Annotated in this window: 22 protein-coding genes and 1 other annotated feature; of the genes, 12 read left to right on the top strand and 10 right to left on the bottom strand. The window is 56.0% G+C overall.

The genetic code is table 11. The features are described 5' to 3' along the window. Positions 1 to 63 precede the first annotated feature (63 nt). Positions 64 to 777, top strand: coding sequence for a DUF2225 domain-containing protein (locus ABD76_RS26895; protein ID WP_242069832.1), 714 nt, complete (start codon positions 64 to 66; stop codon positions 775 to 777). A gap of 21 nt (positions 778 to 798) precedes the next feature. On the opposite strand, the gene ABD76_RS26900 is transcribed toward ABD76_RS26895, so the two are convergent. Together ABD76_RS26900 and ABD76_RS26905 are read right to left on the bottom strand one after the other, a co-directional pair. Then, entirely contained in the window at positions 799 to 1,029 is a 231-nt protein-coding gene (locus ABD76_RS26900) for a hypothetical protein (protein ID WP_197259975.1), read from the bottom strand. After that, complete coding sequence (locus ABD76_RS26905; RefSeq protein ID WP_197259976.1) at positions 1,026 to 1,214, bottom strand: YycC family protein; 189 nt, start codon at positions 1,212 to 1,214, stop codon at positions 1,026 to 1,028. The genes ABD76_RS26900 and ABD76_RS26905 overlap by 4 nt, the downstream gene beginning before the upstream one ends. A 129-nt stretch (positions 1,215 to 1,343) precedes the next feature. On the opposite strand from ABD76_RS26905, the gene ABD76_RS26910 reads away from it, so the two are divergent. Beyond that, positions 1,344 to 3,134, top strand: a complete 1,791-nt coding sequence (locus tag ABD76_RS26910) for a M3 family oligoendopeptidase (RefSeq protein WP_197259977.1) — start codon at positions 1,344 to 1,346, stop codon at positions 3,132 to 3,134. Between the two features lie 28 nt (positions 3,135 to 3,162). Continuing rightward, entirely contained in the window at positions 3,163 to 4,356 is a 1,194-nt protein-coding gene (locus tag ABD76_RS26915) for an MFS transporter (RefSeq protein WP_197259978.1), read from the top strand. A gap of 78 nt (positions 4,357 to 4,434) precedes the next feature. Here the strand turns inward: ABD76_RS26915 and ABD76_RS26920 are convergent, their stop codons facing one another. Then, a complete protein-coding gene (locus ABD76_RS26920) occupies positions 4,435 to 5,691 on the bottom strand; it encodes a methyl-accepting chemotaxis protein (RefSeq protein ID WP_197259979.1) in 1,257 nt (418 codons plus the stop codon). A gap of 248 nt (positions 5,692 to 5,939) precedes the next feature. On the opposite strand from ABD76_RS26920, the gene ABD76_RS26925 reads away from it, so the two are divergent. Further along, entirely contained in the window at positions 5,940 to 6,329 is a 390-nt protein-coding gene (locus tag ABD76_RS26925) for an O-methyltransferase (protein ID WP_197259980.1), read from the top strand. A 133-nt stretch (positions 6,330 to 6,462) separates the two neighbouring features. Here the strand turns inward: ABD76_RS26925 and ABD76_RS26930 are convergent, their stop codons facing one another. Then, complete coding sequence (locus ABD76_RS26930; protein WP_197259981.1) at positions 6,463 to 6,690, bottom strand: alpha/beta-type small acid-soluble spore protein; 228 nt, start codon at positions 6,688 to 6,690, stop codon at positions 6,463 to 6,465. Between the two features lie 114 nt (positions 6,691 to 6,804). After that, on the bottom strand, positions 6,805 to 7,770 hold the full coding sequence (locus ABD76_RS26935; protein ID WP_197259982.1) for an aldose 1-epimerase: 966 nt from the start codon (positions 7,768 to 7,770) through the stop codon (positions 6,805 to 6,807). Between the two features lie 235 nt (positions 7,771 to 8,005). After that, positions 8,006 to 8,278: a binding site (T-box leader), on the top strand. An 83-nt stretch (positions 8,279 to 8,361) separates the two neighbouring features. Here ABD76_RS26935 and trpS point away from each other — a divergent pair. Further along, a complete protein-coding gene (gene trpS, locus ABD76_RS26940; protein WP_197259983.1) occupies positions 8,362 to 9,342 on the top strand; it encodes a tryptophan--tRNA ligase in 981 nt (326 codons plus the stop codon). An 81-nt stretch (positions 9,343 to 9,423) separates the two neighbouring features. On the opposite strand, the gene ABD76_RS26945 is transcribed toward trpS, so the two are convergent. Continuing rightward, positions 9,424 to 9,597: a DUF5325 family protein gene (locus ABD76_RS26945; RefSeq protein ID WP_197259984.1), complete on the bottom strand. Its 174-nt coding sequence runs from the start codon at positions 9,595 to 9,597 to the stop codon at positions 9,424 to 9,426. Between the two features lie 122 nt (positions 9,598 to 9,719). On the opposite strand from ABD76_RS26945, the gene ABD76_RS26950 reads away from it, so the two are divergent. Continuing rightward, positions 9,720 to 9,941, top strand: a complete 222-nt coding sequence (locus ABD76_RS26950; RefSeq protein ID WP_197259985.1) for an alpha/beta-type small acid-soluble spore protein — start codon at positions 9,720 to 9,722, stop codon at positions 9,939 to 9,941. 227 nt (positions 9,942 to 10,168) lie between these two features. Beyond that, positions 10,169 to 10,597, top strand: a complete 429-nt coding sequence (locus tag ABD76_RS26955; RefSeq protein WP_242069833.1) for a YhfM domain-containing protein — start codon at positions 10,169 to 10,171, stop codon at positions 10,595 to 10,597. A gap of 12 nt (positions 10,598 to 10,609) precedes the next feature. Here the strand turns inward: ABD76_RS26955 and ABD76_RS26960 are convergent, their stop codons facing one another. Continuing rightward, positions 10,610 to 11,599, bottom strand: a complete 990-nt coding sequence (locus ABD76_RS26960; RefSeq protein ID WP_197259987.1) for a metal-dependent hydrolase — start codon at positions 11,597 to 11,599, stop codon at positions 10,610 to 10,612. 141 nt (positions 11,600 to 11,740) lie between these two features. Here ABD76_RS26960 and ABD76_RS26965 point away from each other — a divergent pair, with 141 nt between their 5' ends. The 3 genes from ABD76_RS26965 (at position 11,741) to ABD76_RS26975 (ending at position 13,787) form a co-directional block, all read left to right on the top strand. Continuing rightward, complete coding sequence (locus tag ABD76_RS26965) at positions 11,741 to 12,049, top strand: hypothetical protein (RefSeq protein ID WP_197259988.1); 309 nt, start codon at positions 11,741 to 11,743, stop codon at positions 12,047 to 12,049. A 139-nt stretch (positions 12,050 to 12,188) separates the two neighbouring features. After that, a complete protein-coding gene (gene cyoE, locus ABD76_RS26970) occupies positions 12,189 to 13,121 on the top strand; it encodes a heme o synthase (protein WP_197259989.1) in 933 nt (310 codons plus the stop codon). A gap of 51 nt (positions 13,122 to 13,172) precedes the next feature. Further along, positions 13,173 to 13,787 carry an SCO family protein gene (locus ABD76_RS26975; protein WP_197259990.1) on the top strand — a complete coding sequence of 205 codons (615 nt, stop codon included), beginning with the start codon at positions 13,173 to 13,175 and terminating at the stop codon, positions 13,785 to 13,787. Between the two features lie 15 nt (positions 13,788 to 13,802). Here the strand turns inward: ABD76_RS26975 and ABD76_RS26980 are convergent, their stop codons facing one another. The 3 genes from ABD76_RS26980 to ABD76_RS26985 all read right to left on the bottom strand — a co-directional run bounded on the left by ABD76_RS26980 (position 13,803) and on the right by ABD76_RS26985 (position 15,769). Then, positions 13,803 to 14,153: a ribonuclease M5 gene (locus tag ABD76_RS26980; protein WP_197259991.1), complete on the bottom strand. Its 351-nt coding sequence runs from the start codon at positions 14,151 to 14,153 to the stop codon at positions 13,803 to 13,805. 158 nt (positions 14,154 to 14,311) lie between these two features. Beyond that, positions 14,312 to 14,425: a sporulation protein YjcZ gene (locus tag ABD76_RS30565; protein WP_338125207.1), complete on the bottom strand. Its 114-nt coding sequence runs from the start codon at positions 14,423 to 14,425 to the stop codon at positions 14,312 to 14,314. Positions 14,426 to 14,590: 165 nt separating this feature from the next. Next, a complete protein-coding gene (locus ABD76_RS26985; RefSeq protein WP_197259992.1) occupies positions 14,591 to 15,769 on the bottom strand; it encodes an MFS transporter in 1,179 nt (392 codons plus the stop codon). A gap of 151 nt (positions 15,770 to 15,920) precedes the next feature. On the opposite strand from ABD76_RS26985, the gene ABD76_RS26990 reads away from it, so the two are divergent. Together ABD76_RS26990 and ABD76_RS26995 are read left to right on the top strand one after the other, a co-directional pair. Beyond that, entirely contained in the window at positions 15,921 to 16,361 is a 441-nt protein-coding gene (locus tag ABD76_RS26990) for an ATPase (protein WP_197259993.1), read from the top strand. Beyond that, a complete protein-coding gene (locus ABD76_RS26995; protein ID WP_197259994.1) occupies positions 16,358 to 17,524 on the top strand; it encodes a transglutaminase domain-containing protein in 1,167 nt (388 codons plus the stop codon). Before ABD76_RS26990 ends, ABD76_RS26995 begins: the two co-directional genes overlap by 4 nt. Positions 17,525 to 17,585 lie beyond the last annotated feature (61 nt).

The raw sequence follows: 17,585 nt of genomic DNA on the forward strand, positions 1-17,585 counted from the left end.
GTCTTGCCGAACCGGCAGGCGCGGCATCCCAGACAGAGAAAGAACGCGTAAGGAGAGGAGATTTTGGCAGAGATAGAACCGCTGTTTACAAGTAGAATGGAATGTCCGTTTTGCGCGGAATCATTCGAGATCTCGCGTGTACGTTCACGCTTCAAAAAGCCTTCCCAGATCGACAGTGATTTTTGTCCCCATTATGCGGAGGACCGGCTGAATCCGGATTATTATGTCGTCCGGGTATGTCCGAACTGCGGCTGCGCATCGACCGAGAACTCGATCAAGAACTGGAATCAGGCCCAGCGCCAGGCGTTCCGGGAGCGTGTCGCTTCCCAATGGACGCGCAAAGAGTACGGAGGCGAACGGACGTGGGAGCAGGCAATGGAGACGTACCAGTTGGCCTTGCTGACGGCGCAGACCATCGGCGAGCACAAGCGCGTCGTAGCCGGCCTGCTGCACCATATCGCCTGGCTGTTCCGCTACCGCGGGATGGCGGCGGAGGAGCAGCGCTATTTGCGCTTCGCGCTGGAGGCTTATATATCGGTGTATGAGTATGAATGGCAGGATCAGAACGATGCGCGGCTCATGTATATGATAGGCGAGCTGCACCGCCGGCTTGGCGAGTATAATGAAGCGGGCAAATACTTCACTCGCATCATCCAGGACAAGCGGATTATGGATGCGGCAATGATTCGGGCCGCGCGCGAACAGTGGCAGCAGATGCGCGAGGAGATGCAGGAAGCAGCGGAAGGGAAGGAACACCCGGAGAGCACGCCGATCTGACGGAGGACGGAGAAACGGGAGCTAGCGAATCTTCCGATCCGCCAGCAAATAGTCGCGATCGGCATCGAGGACGACGAACTGGTTATGGCAGCAGGGCATGACGAGCAGCCGTTTTTTCCCGTCGCGAATGTCGGGCAGCTCCTTCGGCTTGAGTGATACAAGCACATTGTCCGCATGGCAAAAAGGGCACTCCGGAATATACATATCTCCCATAATGATGTCATAAGGAACCGTATTCTCGAACGGTATCATTGCGAACGCTCCCCATCGGAATCGGCCGCCGGTTCGGCCGGTTCCTTCTCCGCTTCGGCGGCCGCCAGTTCGGCCAGCTTCTTCATCAGAATAGGCTGCGGCATATGCATGAGCTGTTCAATGGGAACGCCCAGCGCCTGGGACAGCTTGACGGCGGTATCCGCAGATATTGGCAAAGGTCTCATAAGTCGCCATCCTTTCTATGCGGGTTGCTTAATTTTTTGATATAGTTTAGTTATACACGCTCAACATGCAAAACTCAAATTGTTGCATTTATTTTTTTATTCCAAGAAAAGAAAGGTGTGTCCGCAATTATGCAACATCCGTTAAATCCGACATGGGATCTGGAATCGATCTTTCCCGGAGGGTCCGATTCGGAAGCGCTTCAACAATCATTTGCCGCCATCGAGCAGGATTTGGATCTGTTGAACCGGGAGCTGAAGGAGATATCGTCTCCGCTTGGTCAGGACAGCATCCCGACGCTGGCGGACATGACCGCCCGGCTGCAGGATCTGAACCGCCGGATGCAGGAGGCGGGCGCCTTTATCAGTTGTTTGACCGCCCAGAACCTTCATGACAAGAAGGCAGTCCAATTGACGGGACGCAAGTCGGCGCTGTCGGCGCAGCTGGTCACCATCGACGCATTGTACGATGAGCTGCTCCGCGGAATGCCGGATGAGCTGTGGTCCCGGTTCCTGGCGCTGCCGGAGATTGAAGGGGTGGCCTTCAATCTGAACGAACGCCGCGAAATAGCCAAGGAGAAGCTGGGGCCGGAACTGGAAGCGCTCGCTGGCGATCTGGCGGTGGACGGTTATCATGGCTGGGCCGAAATGTACAATACCATCGTCTCCCATGTGCGCATCAATTATGAGGAGAACGGCGAGACCCGGCAATTATCGGCAGGACAGGCTCATAACAAGCTCTCGCATCCGGATCGCCGTGTCCGCGAAGAGATGTTCAAGCTGTGGGAGCAGGAATGGAGCGATAAGGCCGATTTCTGCGCCGACGCGCTGAATCACATCGCGGGCTTCCGACTGAAGCTGTACGAGCGCCGCGGCTGGGACAATGTGCTGAAGGAGCCGCTCGCCAAAAACCGGATGTCGCAAGCGACCTTGGATGCGATGTGGGATACCATTGTGCGCAATAAGCCGAAGTTCGTACAATATTTGGAGCGGAAGGCGAAGCTTCTCGGCGTAGAGAAGCTGAGCTGGTGCGATGTGGACGCTCCGATTGGCGGAAGCCAGACGACTATCAGCTATGATGATGGCGCGGAGACCATCGTCGAGCAGTTCCGCAAGTTCAGCCCGCGGATGGCGGACTTCGCGGTGCGCGCGTTCGAGAACCGCTGGATTGAGGCGGAGGACCGCCCTGGGAAGCGGCCGGGCGGCTTCTGCACCTCCTTGCCGGTCAGCAACCAGACGCGCATCTTCATGACGTATGCGGGCACGCCGTCCAACGTATCGACGCTGGCGCATGAATTGGGGCACGGTTATCATCAGCACGTGATGGAAGGACTGCCGGCCTTCGCCCAGCGCTATGCGATGAACGTGGCGGAGACCGCCTCTACCTTCGCCGAAATGATCGTAGCCGATTCGGCCGTAAAGGGCGCGAAGGATGACCAGGAGAAGCTGGGACTGCTCGAAGACAAGATTCAGCGGTCGATTGCTTTCTACATGAACATCCATGCGCGCTTCCTGTTCGAGACCCGCTTCTATGAGAAACGGAAGGCCGGACTGCTGTCGAGCGATCAAATCTGCGCATTGATGGAGGAAGCGCAGCAAGAAGCCTACTGCGGTGCGCTCGGTTCGCTGCATCCGCATTTCTGGGCTTCCAAAATGCACTTCTATTTCACGCATGTGCCGTTCTACAACTTCCCGTATACGTTCGGCTACTTGTTCAGCACCGGCTTGTATGCGCGCGCGCTGGAAGAAGGCGAATCGTTCGCGGCGAAATACGACGCGCTGCTGCGCGATACGGCGGTCATGACGGTGGAGGACCTGGCGAGCAAGCATCTTGGCGTCGATCTGACGAAGCCGGATTTCTGGCAATCGGCCATTAATGTAACGCTCAAGGATGTGGAGCTCTTCTTGCAGATGACAGAATAAGCGTATCCGGGAAAGGAACGACATATTCGTGACATCCAATCGCCTTTTGAAGGGATTCCATGCCGTGTTCTATTCGACGAATGCGCTGCTGATTCCCTATTTGCCCCTCTTGCTGACAGAGCGGGGATTTCATGCATGGGAAGCGGGGACGCTTCTTATGCTCGGGCCATTTCTGGCGATGTTCGTGCAGCCATTGGCCGGCGTTCTCAGCGATCGGCTGAAGGCCGTCCGGCCGCTGCTGTTCGCATGCTGGATCGCGCAAGGCGCGGCCGCCGCCTGCCTGTTCCTGTCTTCGGAGAGAGTGGCGGCCGCGTCCAGCCTGCTGGCGCTGTATATTTTCTTCCTGCCGGCCGTCTCTCTGCTCGATTCCTTGACAGTGAAGACGGCGGTCGCCGCGGGCCAGTCCTACAGCGGCATCCGCCTATGGGGATCGGTAGGGTTCACCGTGACCGGCCTTGTCCTCGGAAAAATGTTCGATGCCTGGGGCGGCGTCGATTCGCTCATGTGGATGTATGCGCCGATATGGATCAGTTTGCTTATCGGCATCGGGTTCCTGCGGGAGGCGCCGGCCGATGCGAAGGAGCCCGAGACCGCGGTCAATCTCATGGTCTTGCGCAAGGCGCTGTCGGTGCCTGCCTTGCTGGTGTTCCTGCTGCTCGTCTTCATTGTGGCGATGCCGCATCGGATGAATGATGCGCTGCTGTCGCTTCATCTGAGCGACCTGGGAGCGACCTCCGCCCAGATGTCCTGGGCCTGGTCGGTCGCCGGGGTGGCCGAGGTCATTGGCTTCGCGGTCATGGCGAGATGGGTATCCCGGAAGCGGATGCTGAGGTTGTTCGCGATCGTATGCGCGCTGTATGCGATCCGATGGCTGCTGTACGCTTTTGTGAAGGATCCTTGGGTTGTCATCGCCATGCAAGGAGGGCAGGCTGTTACGTATGCCGCTTTGTGGGTGCTGTCCATCGAATTCGTGGCATCGCTGCTTCCCCGGAAGCTTGCGGCGACTGCCCAGGCGCTGCTCGGCATGGTGTTCCTCGGCCTTGCCGGCCTCGCAGGGGGAATGAGCGGCGGAGCGCTTCAGGAAGCGTACGGCGGAACCGGGATGTATCTGTATGGGGTCGTATGCGCGAGCGTAAGCGCTATCGGCTTCGGCATCTGGGCCTTTCGGCGCGAGCGCGCTGAGCGTATGCAAGCCGCATCTCCGGAGGCAAGAACCTATTAGAATAGATTTATAAAATGAAGCAGGCGGCCGAATTTTCGGCCGCCTGTATGGTTGACTATGGGAAATGTCCCGCAGGACTTACATTTTGAACACTTGGATCGTTCGCTGCAATTGGGTCACCTTTTGCTGCAGTTGCTCGGTCGACTCGACAGTAGCCTGAACGGAAGCGATCTGTTCGCTCATCGACGCCGACATCTGCTCGGTTCCCGCGGCCGCCTGCTGCGTAATCGCGGAAATGTTCACGATGGAGCCGGTAATCGTCTTCGCGCTTTCCAGCATGAGATCGCTCTCCTGCGCGAAGGCGGCGATCTCTTCCGTAATGAACTGGATGGACTCGACGATCTCGTGGAAGACCCGTTCGGTCTCGCGGATCAACTCGGTCTGGCTTTGTACGACCGCCTCATTGGCCTGGATATTCGCAATCGCCTGCTTCATCCCCGATTCGATGCCCTTGACGAGCGAAAAGACTTCCTTCGCGGACGCGGAGGACTCCTCCGCCAGATTACGCACTTCCTGCGCGACGACGGCGAACCCGCGGCCATGCTCTCCGGCTCGGGCCGCCTCAATGGAGGCGTTCAGCGAGAGCAGATTCGTCTGCTCGGCAATCTCGGAAATGGTGCGGGTAATCTTGGAGATGCCTTCAGCTTGCCGGGCCAACTGCTCGATAGTGGCTGCGACCTGCTCCGTCGCCTCGATATTGCGCTCCATGCCGGCGGACTGGCTCTCCACCGCCTGGCGGCCCTTGGCCACCAGCTCCAGCGTCGTGGCGGACCGGTTGTTCATCTCGCGGGTGGACTGGGCATAGGCTTCCACTTTCTGTTCGATTTCCTTGATAGATTCGGACATTTGAGAGATATCCTCGGAAATCTCGGCAGAGCCGACGGCCAGCTCATTGGCGGATGCGGCAACCTGTTCCATGGCGATTTTCATGCTCTGGTTCTTATGGTACATATCCCGTCCGGAATCGGACACATGGCGGGTAATATCGGTCGTCTGCTGCAATATTTCGCGGAGCTTGAGCAGCATGGAGTTGAAGGAATGCCCCAATTCGCCAAGCGCGTCATCGCTCGTCACTTGCACGGTCTGGGAGAAATCGCCTCTGGCAATCTGCAAGGCGGAATTCGACATGTCCTTGATCGGTTCATTAAGCGAACGTTCCAGCATATTGATAATGGGATAGCTGATTCCAACTAGGATGACAAGGGTGATCAGGCCTGGAATCAACGTGGCGTGAGTCGTCAATAGGACTATCGTAGTAAGAGCGAACAAGCCGACGATGCCATAACAGCCAAAGAGTAGCTTTTGCTTAAAATTCAAGGAATTGAACCAATTCATATGACCGCCCCTTCTTTCATCCCAATACGTCCATAATATAACAACATTATAGCATCGCCTTTAGGGCCGGTCTATGTAATTGTTAGCAATCCGCCATAGTTTTACAATTGCAGAACTGGGTGGCGGCAGAAGGGAAATGCTGTGTTTATTTGTTGAATAAAGGTAATATCTCCTATATAATGTGTCTAAGGGACTATTTTAATGTCGATTGAAAATGGTTCTATATTCTTAAGGAGGTGTGATTCGTCATGGGCTCTTATGGAATACCATTGGCCAGACAATTGAGCATGGTCTTTGATAAGCTGGAATCGGAACTGCTTGGACTGACAGGAGGCACGGTGATTGTGTGCATTCGCAACGATGTCATCGGGAAATTCGGCGTCAAGCATGATGCGCTGGAAAGTCAGAACGGGGTCATCAAGCGGCGCCAAGGATTGCTGAAGCGGCACGTCGCGGAATTCCGGCAGACGGCGATGGAAGTTCTGAAGCACAAGAAGCAGTGGACGCACGGAGAGATTGTGTTTGATTTTGCCATGAAGCAGGACACCTTGCTCATCAATACATGGTTCGAATCGAACTATAATCTGATACATATGTTAGAAAAGCCTGAGACGCGCGCATATAGACGCGTCTCCTGATGGGCCGGTCCGTAACGTCGGGCCTGCTTGAATCATAATATACACAGCAATAGAAGCTCTCTGCCTGTCGGCGAGAGCTTCTTATCAGGCAATTGACGTAAGTATGGTATACGATGCTCGAGATCTGCTGAGCTTATCGAGTCGTACGGCCTGCCAGTTGCTGCTCGGCCATTTGAACGAGACGCTTCGTGATGAAGCCCCCGATAGATCCTGTATCGCGAGTCGTATAGTTGCCATAGTATCCGTCTTGAGGAATCGGAATACCCAGCTCTTGAGCGATCTCAAACTTCATTTGCTGCAGAGCTGCAGTCGCTTGAGGTACTACGAGATTGTTGGTGCGGCTTCCACCTTGATTCGGCATGCTGTTTCACCTCCCTGTGATTGTTAGTATGGAGAAAGAGAGTTGAAATATGCAGACGGGGAGGGGGACGAGGGATGTAAATAATGCCAGGCTGAAGAACAGCCTGGCATACGGTTATGGATGGATAATCTCGAGATCCAGGGTCAAGGTGACGGGCGCTTGCGGCTTCAGATCGATCAGTCCCGTCGTCTCGCTGCCGAACGGCAGGTTCGGCGCATCGGTCAGCCATGTATACGGCTCGACGCAAATGATCTCGTCGGCGGCGCCGCGGGTATAGAGCACCCAATGCTTGAAGTGAGGCTGGTTGCCGGCATAGCGGATGCGGTAACCGTCATCCCGGGTCAACCATGCCTCCGGCTTGCCTTCGCCGGCGCTGAAGACCGTATCGAAGTCGGCGCCTTCCAGATTCATGCCTTCAAGCAGCGCCTTATGTTCGCCGAGCGGCAGCGTCTTGCCTGTCGTAATCAATTCCTCGTCCAGCTCATATATTCCCGCCACCGGCACCTGCAGCGTCCAACGGTCCGGTTCTCCGTCGATCAGGAACCAGGTATGGGTGCCGAACCCGAACGGAGCCGACTGTTCGCCCTGATTGGTGACCGTCAGTTCCTGGGTCAATGTGCCTCCCTGAAGGCGGAAGGTGACCTCCAGCTCCAGCGGCGTAGGGTATTGCCGCATCCAGTTCGCATCGTCGGCGGTGCGGAATCGGGCTGTCACTTCGGCAGCATCGCCAGCGGCCATGGACCGGGTCACCGTCCACGGCTGAAGCCGGTGCAGCCCGTGAATATGATTGTCGTTCGCCGTATTCCGATCGAATTGGTAGCGGACGCCGTCATATGTGAACGAGCCCCGGCGGATTCGCCCCGGAGGCATCAGCATCGGAATGCCGAAGTGGTAAGGCTTGGTCAGATAATAATCAAGGTCGCTCTCGGCAGGCGTGCGCAAAATATCCCGCTGCGCCTTCTTGTCCCACAGCCGGATCACATTGCAGCCGAGCGCAGGGAGCAGCGTAGCTGCCAAGGTGTCATTTTCGAGTATGACGGTCTCATAACCGTTCCATTGCCCTTTGTTCACGTGAACCATGTTCATTGCTCCTTTTCCCATACAGCTTCCCATTCACCTTGTTCACACAGGTTCGCTTCGCGTTCAACCGGCTTAGCGGCGCCGGGAAACGGCCTGTGCGAAAATGCACGATATGGTTCTAATGATAACAAATCAACCGGGCAAAGTCATATGAAGAATGACATCCCATTGACAAGCGGGGCGATATTCGATATCCTAATGGCTAACTCGATCCGGATGGGTTGCATCCGGCCGGAACAAAGCGATGATAAGGACAAGTAAGCTTCGCGGCGGGCTTCAGAGAACCGGTGGCTGGTGAGAACCGGTGCTTCCTGCGATGACTGAATGGACCTTGGAGTGCGGAGCCGAATCGTGAAGTAGGCTTTGCCGTAAGTCCTGCGTTAAAGGAAGAAAGGTTCGCTAACGGCCCCATGGCATGACGGGCTCGGCAGCCGGAGGCTGTCCCGCCGCGATAGGCCAGGACGTGCGCGAACGAATAAGGGTGGCACCACGGTCTTTCGTCCCTTTCCGGGATGGAAGGCCTTTTTTGCGTGTACTCAACGCTTGCTTATTCAACACATTGAGAAAAAAGACGAGGAGTGTGAATGATCTATGGCACGGGTATTATCCGGCATTCAGCCCAGCGGACAGTTGACGATGGGCAACTACATCGGGGCAATTCAAAATTTCGTAAAATTGCAGCATGAGCATGAATGCTTCTTCATGGTCGTCGACCTGCACGCGATTACGGTGCCCCAAAATCCCGAAGCGCTGCGGGAGCAGACCGAGGCGGTAGCGGCGATTTATTTGGCGGCAGGCATTGACCCGGACAAGTCGGCCATCTTCCTCCAATCGCAGGTGCACCAGCATGCCGAGCTGGGATGGTTGCTGACGACGCTCACTTACATGGGAGAGCTGGAGCGGATGACCCAGTTCAAGGATAAATCGGCAGGCAAAGAATCGGTTGGCACCGGCCTGTTCGTCTATCCGGCGCTGATGGCCGCCGACATTTTGTTATACAATGCGGACCTGGTTCCGGTAGGGGACGATCAGAAGCAGCATTTGGAACTGACGCGCGACATCGCGAACCGCTTCAATCATCGGTTCGGCGAATTTTTTACGATGCCGGAGCCGTATATTCCGGAGGTCGGGGCGAGAATTATGTCGCTGGATGACGCATCCAAAAAGATGAGCAAAAGCAATCCGAATCCGGGAAGCTATATTTCCCTGCTGGATCCGCCGAATGTCATCCGCAAAAAAATTAGCCGGGCCAAAACGGATTCCGAAGCGCTCGTCAAGTATGATCCGGTGAACAAGCCCGAGATCAGCAATCTGCTCAGCATCTATTCGTACGCATCCGGACAGTCTGTCGCCGAGATCGAGGCCGAGTACGAAGGGCAAATGTATGGCGCCTTCAAGAAGGAATTGGGCGAGCGCGTCGTCGCGCTGCTGGAGCCGCTTCAGAACCGGTATGAAGAGGTGCGCCGGAACGGCGAGCATCTGGAGGCGCTGCGCCGCGGCGCGGAGAAGGCCAAGGAAGTCGCCCAGAAGCAGTTGGACGAAGTGAAGCGCCGGATGGGATTCGTCGTATAAGCCGCATCCGCGGCCATGATAGCGGGCAGGAGTCCCATGCAGAGCACGCGTGCCTGCCGGGCTCCTGCCCTGCTGCGCGCGTCAGGCCGACTTGCGCCGCTGACGCGCCTTGACGATAAAGCCGAAGCCGATATTGAACACCGCCAGGACGGCGAAGAGGATGCTGAGCCATATGTTATGGCTGATCGTGATGGCTGTCGCCGTCAACAGCACAATGGAAGAAACCGCGAACCATAATGCCAATCCTTTACTCACGCTTACCGCTCCTTTTCAAAGAAAAATGGCCTCAGAATGAAGTATAACATTTCGTAGATCGGACAAAATAGGGTTGCAAGCTTGCGACAACAAGAACCACCGATGTGAAAGGAGCGTTACTCATGGCTAATAATCAATCCCGCACGAATAACTTGGTCGTTCCTCAAGCCACTGCAGCCCTGCAACAAATGAAATTCGAAATTGCACAGGAATTGGGAATTCCGATTCCACAAGACGGGTACTATGGTAACTACACGACCCGTGACACAGGTTCCATCGGGGGCTTCATGACGAAGCGCCTGGTTCAAATCGCCGAGCAATCCCTGTCCGGCGGCAACCGTTAATTGATGCACTGATTATGGCTACTCCTGCGCGCGGAGTAGCCTTTTATATGTCGACAAAATGGAGCGGAAACACAACTTTTCCGCTATTTTGTCGTCTAACAATTAGATTCATAATCATGAACATTTACTCAAAAAGGGGATAGTGCATGCGGTTAAGACTAACGATGAGTGCAGTGAAACGGCTGAGCATATGGGTCTTGGGCGCACTTATTATAGGCTGCTCCGTATTGTGGTACATACATGAAACGTCCGGCCGGCCGTGGTCCACGCTCACGAGCCTTGCCAACCCCGAGCCGGAAGAGGTCGAAATTTACAATGTCCAATCCATGTCGTTGAAATCGGGAGAGGAGGACCGTCTGCTTGTCGTTTTGACGGAGCCGAGTCATCTCCGACTCATCGATGAGGCCATATCGTCGGCCCGCCCGATCGAGGGTGTGCCGAAGGTGGCGCAGCCCCATTTCCGCATTCATTACAATAATACCAACTATTATGTATGGTTGTCGAAAGATGAACAATATGGCGCATTTATGAATGCGGACCAGTCCCATACACTATACAGTCTCAGCGATCGATCCATCAACCAGCTGCAGGAGCTTTTCAATGACCTGCAACTGTGGAACGATCCGAAAGGATCGAAGACAGGGGGCGGATCCTAGGATTCGTCCCCTTCAGCTTCGCTCCCATTCCAGGCCATACCGCTTGGCCCTGCCCGGCTTGTTCAGCCAGCCGACGAAATAATCGAGAATATCGCCTTCCCGATTCATCATGACGAGCGCCACGAGCGGAAATTGCTTCCGGTGGCGGTAGCGGACGTCTGCCCAGCGCACGGCGTAGCCGTAGCGGGTCGGCTCCAGGGTGGCGCATACGAAGCGGGAGGTGTCCAGCAGCGCCTGCACGGCAGGATGAGATCGGGAAGCTTCGACGAACGGATGGTCGCTGCAGCGGGCCGTATCGGTCCAGGTCACCGTCCCCCGCTTCCAGTGTCCGAGCCGGAAAGTGCCGTCCCTTCTTTGCTTCACGACATTCCAGCGGGCGAGCGCAACGGTAGGCATGACCGTATACGATTCCCCTTCCTCGCGCTCGGGATCCCGATCCGGCAGCCTTTGCACGACTTGGCGATGAGCGCGGATGCGCCAGACATAGTACAGAACGAGCACGCCGTACAGAATCGGAAAGACGACGCGGGGAGAGACAAGCCCGGTCACCCACAGGGCGATGGCGGCGAGATGGGTCGAGAAGATAATCGGGTCGAACAGCGCGATAATATTCAAGCAGATCCACCGGTTCACGAACGGCCATGCCGCCAATGTTCCATACGGGTTGAACAGGTCGGCGACGATATGAATAACGACGGACAGCGCCGTCCAGGCCAGCACGTGCCGGAAGGAGGCCCCCGGCATAATGCCGATCGCCACAGCAGCAATCAATACGGACCAGGCAACCGCCATGGGCGGGGAATGGGAGATTCCCCGATGCTGCTGAATGTATAAAATATTGCTTTTCCACTTGAAAAAGGTATCCGCGTCCGGTGCTTGCGATCCAATCATCACCCCCAAAAGCACGGCTGCCGCGGTAGCCGGCTCGGAAGCGACGACCGGGTCGCACTGCGACAATCCCGCCAGACCTATTCCCATGACGACATGAGTGCTTGTGTCCACTTCGATCACCTCGCTTGTATTGTGAGCAGGATTGTACCAAAATATGACGGGGAGGCAATAACTTCCCGCCTGAAATCATTAAGTGAAAGCCCAAGGCTCGCTAGAAAGCCATTTTCAAATTAGGAAAGGATGAGGAAGAGGATGACGCAAACAGATCGAATTATATTTGTGGAATACCGCATCCTGCCGGAGGCGAGAGAGATGTACTTGACCGCGATCCGCCGCTTGCTGAAGGATCGGCATGACGTTGTGCTGTATGAAGGCACCGACCAGCCGAATGTATTTGTCGAGCAGTGGCTCGGAACGACCGCGGATGACTATGCCTCGCTGAAGAAGCTCAGAAGAGAGGGGGCGGAAGGATGGGATGCGGTCACCGCATGCATTGCCGGAGGCGCAGACAAACTGCATATATGGGAGTTCCGGCGCTCTCCGATCGTACCGGAGGAATAACTGGCTGAAGTCGGTGTCAAATTGATGAACGATTCCTCGAAACGTTGTCATTGTTCGGATATATTTGCTATGATAAAAATTACAGCAGAAAGAAAAAGATTCTGCTTTTCTCTGAACACAACAAGGAGGAACGGGTCGCGTGGATAAACAAATGACTTATCGGGGGCCTTCCGATTCCGTTACATTGACGCCGGGGCCGATACGGGTCGGATTATGGAAAGAGTTTATTCAATTAACGAAGCCGGGCATTATCCGCTCGAACCTGATGGCGGCGTTTGCCGGCTTTTGGGTAGCGGCCAAATGGGATATTCCTTGGCTTACATTGCTGTGGATGCTTGTCGGAACGACGCTGGTCCTCGCATCCTCATGCGTATTCAACAATTATTTCGATCGGGATTTCGATATGAAGATGGAGCGGACGAAGAAGCGCGCCCTGCCGGAAGGACGATTGAAGCCGAATACCGTGCTGGGCTATGCCATCATCCTGGGAGCAGCCGGACTGGCGGTGCTGTTCGGCCTCGTCAATGCCTTATCGGGACTCGTGGGCATCGCAGGCATGTTCTTCTATGTTGTCATATATACGTTGTGGCTCAAGCGCACTTCCACCTGGAGCACGTCTGTAGGCGGCATTTCCGGAGCGATGCCTCCCGTCATCGGCTATGTTGCCGTCACGGGCCAGCTTGATATGGGGGCTGCGCTGCTGTTCGCGCTGCTGTTCCTGTGGCAGCCGCCGCATTTCTGGGCGCTCGGCATCCGCCGCGTGGAAGAATACCGCGCAGCCGGCTATCCGCTTCTGCCCGTCGTGAAGGGCATTACCCGCACGAAGTGGCAGATGCTCCCGTATGTCGTCTTGCTGCTGCCGGTATCGTGGTTGTTCTATTCGTACGGCTATACCGGCATCATTTATGGCATCCTCGGCACCGTCATCAATGCGATTTGGCTGTTCATCTGCATTGCGGGCTTCCGCGCGAAGGACACCGATGCCTGGGCGAAGAAGAACTTCATTTGGTCCATTAATGTCCTGATGCTGAATATGCTGGTCATGATTCTGGACACGATGGGGAAAGCGTAAGGACGCATTTCTGCAACTTATAGCATGGGAAGCCAAGGGGAGGAACGGAGCATGTCGTGGGCGAAGAAGTATTCTTTTCAGATTTTTCTGGGCGCGCTGGTGGCGGTCTTTGCGATTGTGGTGGCCATTCTGTATTGGCCGCGGGAACCGGACATTCCGATGACCGACAAAAAGGCGCCGGACTTCAGCATGCAAAATGTGGACGGCAGCACGGTGACGCTGGCGGACACGAACGGCAAGGTTCGTTTGTTCTATTTCTATTTCACCAACTGCCCGGATGTCTGCCCGCCGACGACATACCGCTTGTCTGAAGTGCAGAAGCTGCTTCAGGACAAGGGGATGTTCGGCACCGAGGCGAGCATCGTATCGATTTCCTTCGATCCGGAACGCGATACGTTGGAGGAGATTAAGAAATGGTCGGAGAAGTACAATGCCGACTATAGCGGCTGGTACTTCCTGAGGGGCAAGGAAGAGGATGTCGCGAAGATGATGCCGGAGTTCGGATCCAGCGTCTTTAAGGACGAGGACGGGAATTTCACGCATCTGAACGTCATCACCTTGGTCGATCGGGACGGCAATATTCGCAAGTATTATAACGCGAATGATCTGGAGACGGCTTCCCCTGAAAATATCGCCAAAGATGTCGCGCGTCTCGTCAAAGCTTAATTATATATAGGAAGCTCACAGAGGCGGGGCTGGATCCGGATATATGATATATTCGTCCAGCCCTGCCTTTTCAAGCTGCTGAATCAAGTACTCATCCGGTGTGCCCTCGACCCCGGCGTAGCCGCGGCGCGTGTAAATATGTTCGGCATCCGGGAACGCGTCCCGCAATATGCCGCGTATCCGCTTGCCCGATGCGTCGTTATCCATGAACAAGTAGACGTCCTTGTCCTGCGCTTCCTTGCGGAGCTGCTCGGCCCGGAGCGTATTCAAGGTGCCGAATGTGCACAAGATGCCCACTTCCTCGCTTAGAAGCCGCCGCAGCCGGCTGCGGTCATTCTTTCCTTCCACGATGATGACAATATCCAAAAGTGCCACCCCCTGCTGTATCCATTACCGCCATGCTTCTCTACTTATAATGTACCACAATGAAGCGAACCGCCTGCAAGAGGCTTCCCGTGACCGCACAAAAGAGGCTTGCCGGGATTGGCAAGCCGCATGAGGTGAGAGCGTAACAGAAATGACTGCTAGCAATATGGCGCCCGCAAAATAATGACGAGCAAGATGTAAAGGACGAGGATGGTGCCGGTCGATGTCCAGAATCCGGGGTAAACAGGAGCAGGCTTCGCTGCGGGGGCCACAGCCGCAGGACCAGGTCCGCAAGGGTTGTAACCGTGGCTCATCTCGTTTCACCTCGCTTTCCCGAGGGGTCATTTGTTACAATGCTATACTATGTCGGCGCCTGCCTCGGGGCATGTGCATATACCCAGATCCGCCCGAATGGGCGGATGCGCGAGACGCGGCCTCTATATCCGCGTCGTCGTGCGCGTTGCGGGAAGAAGTGAAGGCGGCAGAAAAGCTTGCTTCGCCGGCAGCAGCGTGACTGCAATCATGAGAACGACGAATGCGATAAAATAAGGGGATATCGTATCTCTAATCTGCCCCGCGATCATCGGGCCAAGGAAGGAACCGATGGAAGAGGAAATCGCCAGGATGGAAAATATCCGTCCAAAACGGGTTCCTCCGCTTAATAAAATCAAATGGGAGGACATCGCGGGCAAAATGATTCCTTTGGTCATTCCGATAAGGAACAGCGTCGCCAGCAGCGGCACCGGCCAATGGATGGCCAGTCCGAAAAAGAGCAGCGCCAAAGCGAATGCGCCCATCCACGTCCTCGTATACGGTTGATAATGGTTCAGGAACAGCAGGCTCAACGTGAACAATGCGCCCAAGCTGACGGCCGAGAACAGGATGCCGGCCCGCATAATCGATTCGAGCGCGTCCGCCATCAGCGGAAGCTCGAAGAACAGGATGCCCTGGGACAGCGAGATGGCAAGCGGCATGAAATAAAAGCGCCATGGGACCGGCACGGCTTCCGGCTGCTTGATCGGCTCTGAAGGAACGCCCTCCGCCTGCGGCGTCAAAGAAACGGCATCTTGGCTGATATCCCGAATGAAGAACCAGGCCAGCACGCCGACGATGAGCAGCATAATGCCGAGCGCCTGGAAGGCCATGCCGAACCCGATTTTGGCGACGAGATAGGCGCCGGCGGCCGGGGAGACGACCGAGGCGAGCGTATGAATGAGGCCGTTGCCTGCCATCAGCTTCCCTTGATGCACATGATCCCGGGCCATGCGTGCGAGGAGGGACAAGCAGGCCGGTGACAGGAAGGCGAGCACGAACCCGCTGATAGAGCGAAGCACGAGCAGCTCCCATGGGTTGACGACATGGGCCTGCAAAATCATGATTACCCCGGCGCCGATCAGACTGAACACAATAAAAATCCGGCTACCGAATCGGTCGATTCCGTAACCGGCCAGCAGGTTGCCCGGCAGATGGGTGAAGGAGTACATCCCCATCATCAGTCCGATGAAGGAGGGCGCCGCACCTATTGAGATGGCAAACGGGGTTAGAATCGGGTATTGCGCGTGCAAATCAAAGAAAGCAACGAACAAGAACAAATAGAGCCACAGCACTGAGCGCAAAGTTCAGTCACCTCCAAATCGCTATGCTATACTTGTACGTTGGAAGGGACGAACTTAGTACCCCAAGATGCGATATGCCGCTGAAGGCGGGGCTGATTGCCACAAATAATGGGAATGATGCTATAATACGTGGTGGAAAGGGTGGTTATCAGTGAATCAGATGGATATGTGGTTTGAATTTATTAAGCAGAACTGGCTCATTTTCCTCATTGCGCTTATCGTTTTGTTCGTTATCGTGAGCTTCGTGAAGACGATGGTCAAATGGGCGCTTGTGTTGGTCATTATCGCCGCGGTCGCCGTGTACAGCGGCATCACATGGGATAATATCGATCAGGTGGTCACGAACGTGAAGGATGAAACGGTCCAGAAGCTGAAGGAGCAGGCGACCCAAGCGATGCTCGATGAAGCCAAAAAGGCGACGTATACGGTCGAGAAGGACGGTACGTACACCGTCAAGACGCCGAGTCTCGTGCTGACAGGGAAGGCGGACAGCGGCAAGGTGAATGTGTCGTTCAGCGGCGTGCCGCTCGGCGAATGGGATCTGAACGACACGCTGCGCCAATTCATCGACAAGGCGAAGCAGAACCAATGAGCGCGCAGAGGCTGACAGACGGGAATGCGGTGACGATATTGCTTGGCGTCATCGTGCTCCTCTCGGTGCTGCTAGGGGTGAGGAGAGGGGCTTCCGGCTCGGCTCGTCACCTTTTGTCATTTGTGCTGGATACCGCGGCCGTCGTCGTCTCTGTGCTGGCTTCCTATTGGATAGCGATGACGCTGTCCCCGCTTGTGCAGCGCCAGATGGCCGAATGGAGCATCGCGATTCCGGCGCGGGAGCTGGCGTGGTGGGAGCAGATCGGCTATACGCTGCTGACCGGGATCCGCGACTTCCCCCTGCTTCGCTTCGCCGTGCTGTTCGCGTTGATTTATATGATAATCCGCTGGATAGCCGGCTGGACGCTGGGCGCTCTGGTGCCGGCGGCCGGCAGGGAACGGGCTGAGCATCCGCGGGGAGCGGCGCAGGCCGGACCGTTGAAGACGGTCGGGAATTGGCTCGCTGGCGCGGTGCTGGGCGGGATCATCGGCATGGCGCGGGCGCTGCTCGTCATCCTCGTGCTGTTCGCTTATGTGACGTGGCAGCCGGATACGAAGGCGAGCGCGATTATCCGCGATTCGGAGGCATACCGGCTGGCAGCCCAGGAGCTGATCGAACCCGTCGCCGGCGACTTCATCGCGTCCCAATGGCCGGTATTTACTTCCCAGGTCGCCGAAGAGCTGACGGCGCTCATGCAGCGCAAATATGAAGTCGTCGATTCCCATATCCCGGACGACATTGAACAGGCTGCCGCGGACATTACGGCCGGCGCGCGCTCGGATGAGGAGAAGGCGCGCAAGCTGTACGACTGGATCGGAAGCCGCGTTCAGTATGACTGGGACAAGGCGAAGCAGTATGAGACGAAGCGGGTCTGGAAGGAACAGACTCCGCAGGATACGTTCGCCACCAAGCAGGGCGTCTGCATCGATTACGCCCGCCTGTATGCGGTCATGGCCCGGGCGGCGGATTTGAAGGTAAAGGTCGTGACCGGGCTCGGCTATAACGGCCAAGGCGGGTATGGCCCCCACGCCTGGAATGAGGTCTGGCTCTCGGAAGAGGAGCGCTGGATTCCGCTGGATGCCACCTGGGCGAGCTCGGGCGATTGGTTCAACCCGCCGGATTTCGCCAAGACGCATGTGCCGGACAAGATCGCGGCTGGCTAATCCACTATTTAGGGCTTTGAAGGGGAATTCCTATCTATGCTAAAATGGTTGGGAAGCAAGT

Origin of the sequence: Paenibacillus dendritiformis, assembly GCF_015845845.1 — a bacterium.
GTDB lineage: Bacteria > Bacillota > Bacilli > Paenibacillales > Paenibacillaceae > Paenibacillus_B > Paenibacillus_B dendritiformis_C.

Excerpts from the sequence above, each read along its gene's own strand:
- ABD76_RS26900 (WP_197259975.1), bottom strand. The coding sequence starts at position 1,029 with ATGATACCGTTCGAGAATACGGTTCCTTATGACATCATTATGGGAGAT.
- ABD76_RS26905 (WP_197259976.1), bottom strand. The coding sequence starts at position 1,214 with ATGAGACCTTTGCCAATATCTGCGGATACCGCCGTCAAGCTGTCCCAG.
- ABD76_RS26910 (WP_197259977.1), top strand. The coding sequence starts at position 1,344 with ATGCAACATCCGTTAAATCCGACATGGGATCTGGAATCGATCTTTCCC.
- ABD76_RS26920 (WP_197259979.1), bottom strand. The coding sequence starts at position 5,691 with ATGAATTGGTTCAATTCCTTGAATTTTAAGCAAAAGCTACTCTTTGGC.
- ABD76_RS26925 (WP_197259980.1), top strand. The coding sequence starts at position 5,940 with ATGGGCTCTTATGGAATACCATTGGCCAGACAATTGAGCATGGTCTTT.
- ABD76_RS26930 (WP_197259981.1), bottom strand. The coding sequence starts at position 6,690 with ATGCCGAATCAAGGTGGAAGCCGCACCAACAATCTCGTAGTACCTCAA.
- ABD76_RS26935 (WP_197259982.1), bottom strand. The coding sequence starts at position 7,770 with ATGGTTCACGTGAACAAAGGGCAATGGAACGGTTATGAGACCGTCATA.
- trpS (WP_197259983.1), top strand. The coding sequence starts at position 8,362 with ATGGCACGGGTATTATCCGGCATTCAGCCCAGCGGACAGTTGACGATG.
- ABD76_RS26950 (WP_197259985.1), top strand. The coding sequence starts at position 9,720 with ATGGCTAATAATCAATCCCGCACGAATAACTTGGTCGTTCCTCAAGCC.
- ABD76_RS26965 (WP_197259988.1), top strand. The coding sequence starts at position 11,741 with ATGACGCAAACAGATCGAATTATATTTGTGGAATACCGCATCCTGCCG.
- ABD76_RS26975 (WP_197259990.1), top strand. The coding sequence starts at position 13,173 with ATGTCGTGGGCGAAGAAGTATTCTTTTCAGATTTTTCTGGGCGCGCTG.
- ABD76_RS26995 (WP_197259994.1), top strand. The coding sequence starts at position 16,358 with ATGAGCGCGCAGAGGCTGACAGACGGGAATGCGGTGACGATATTGCTT.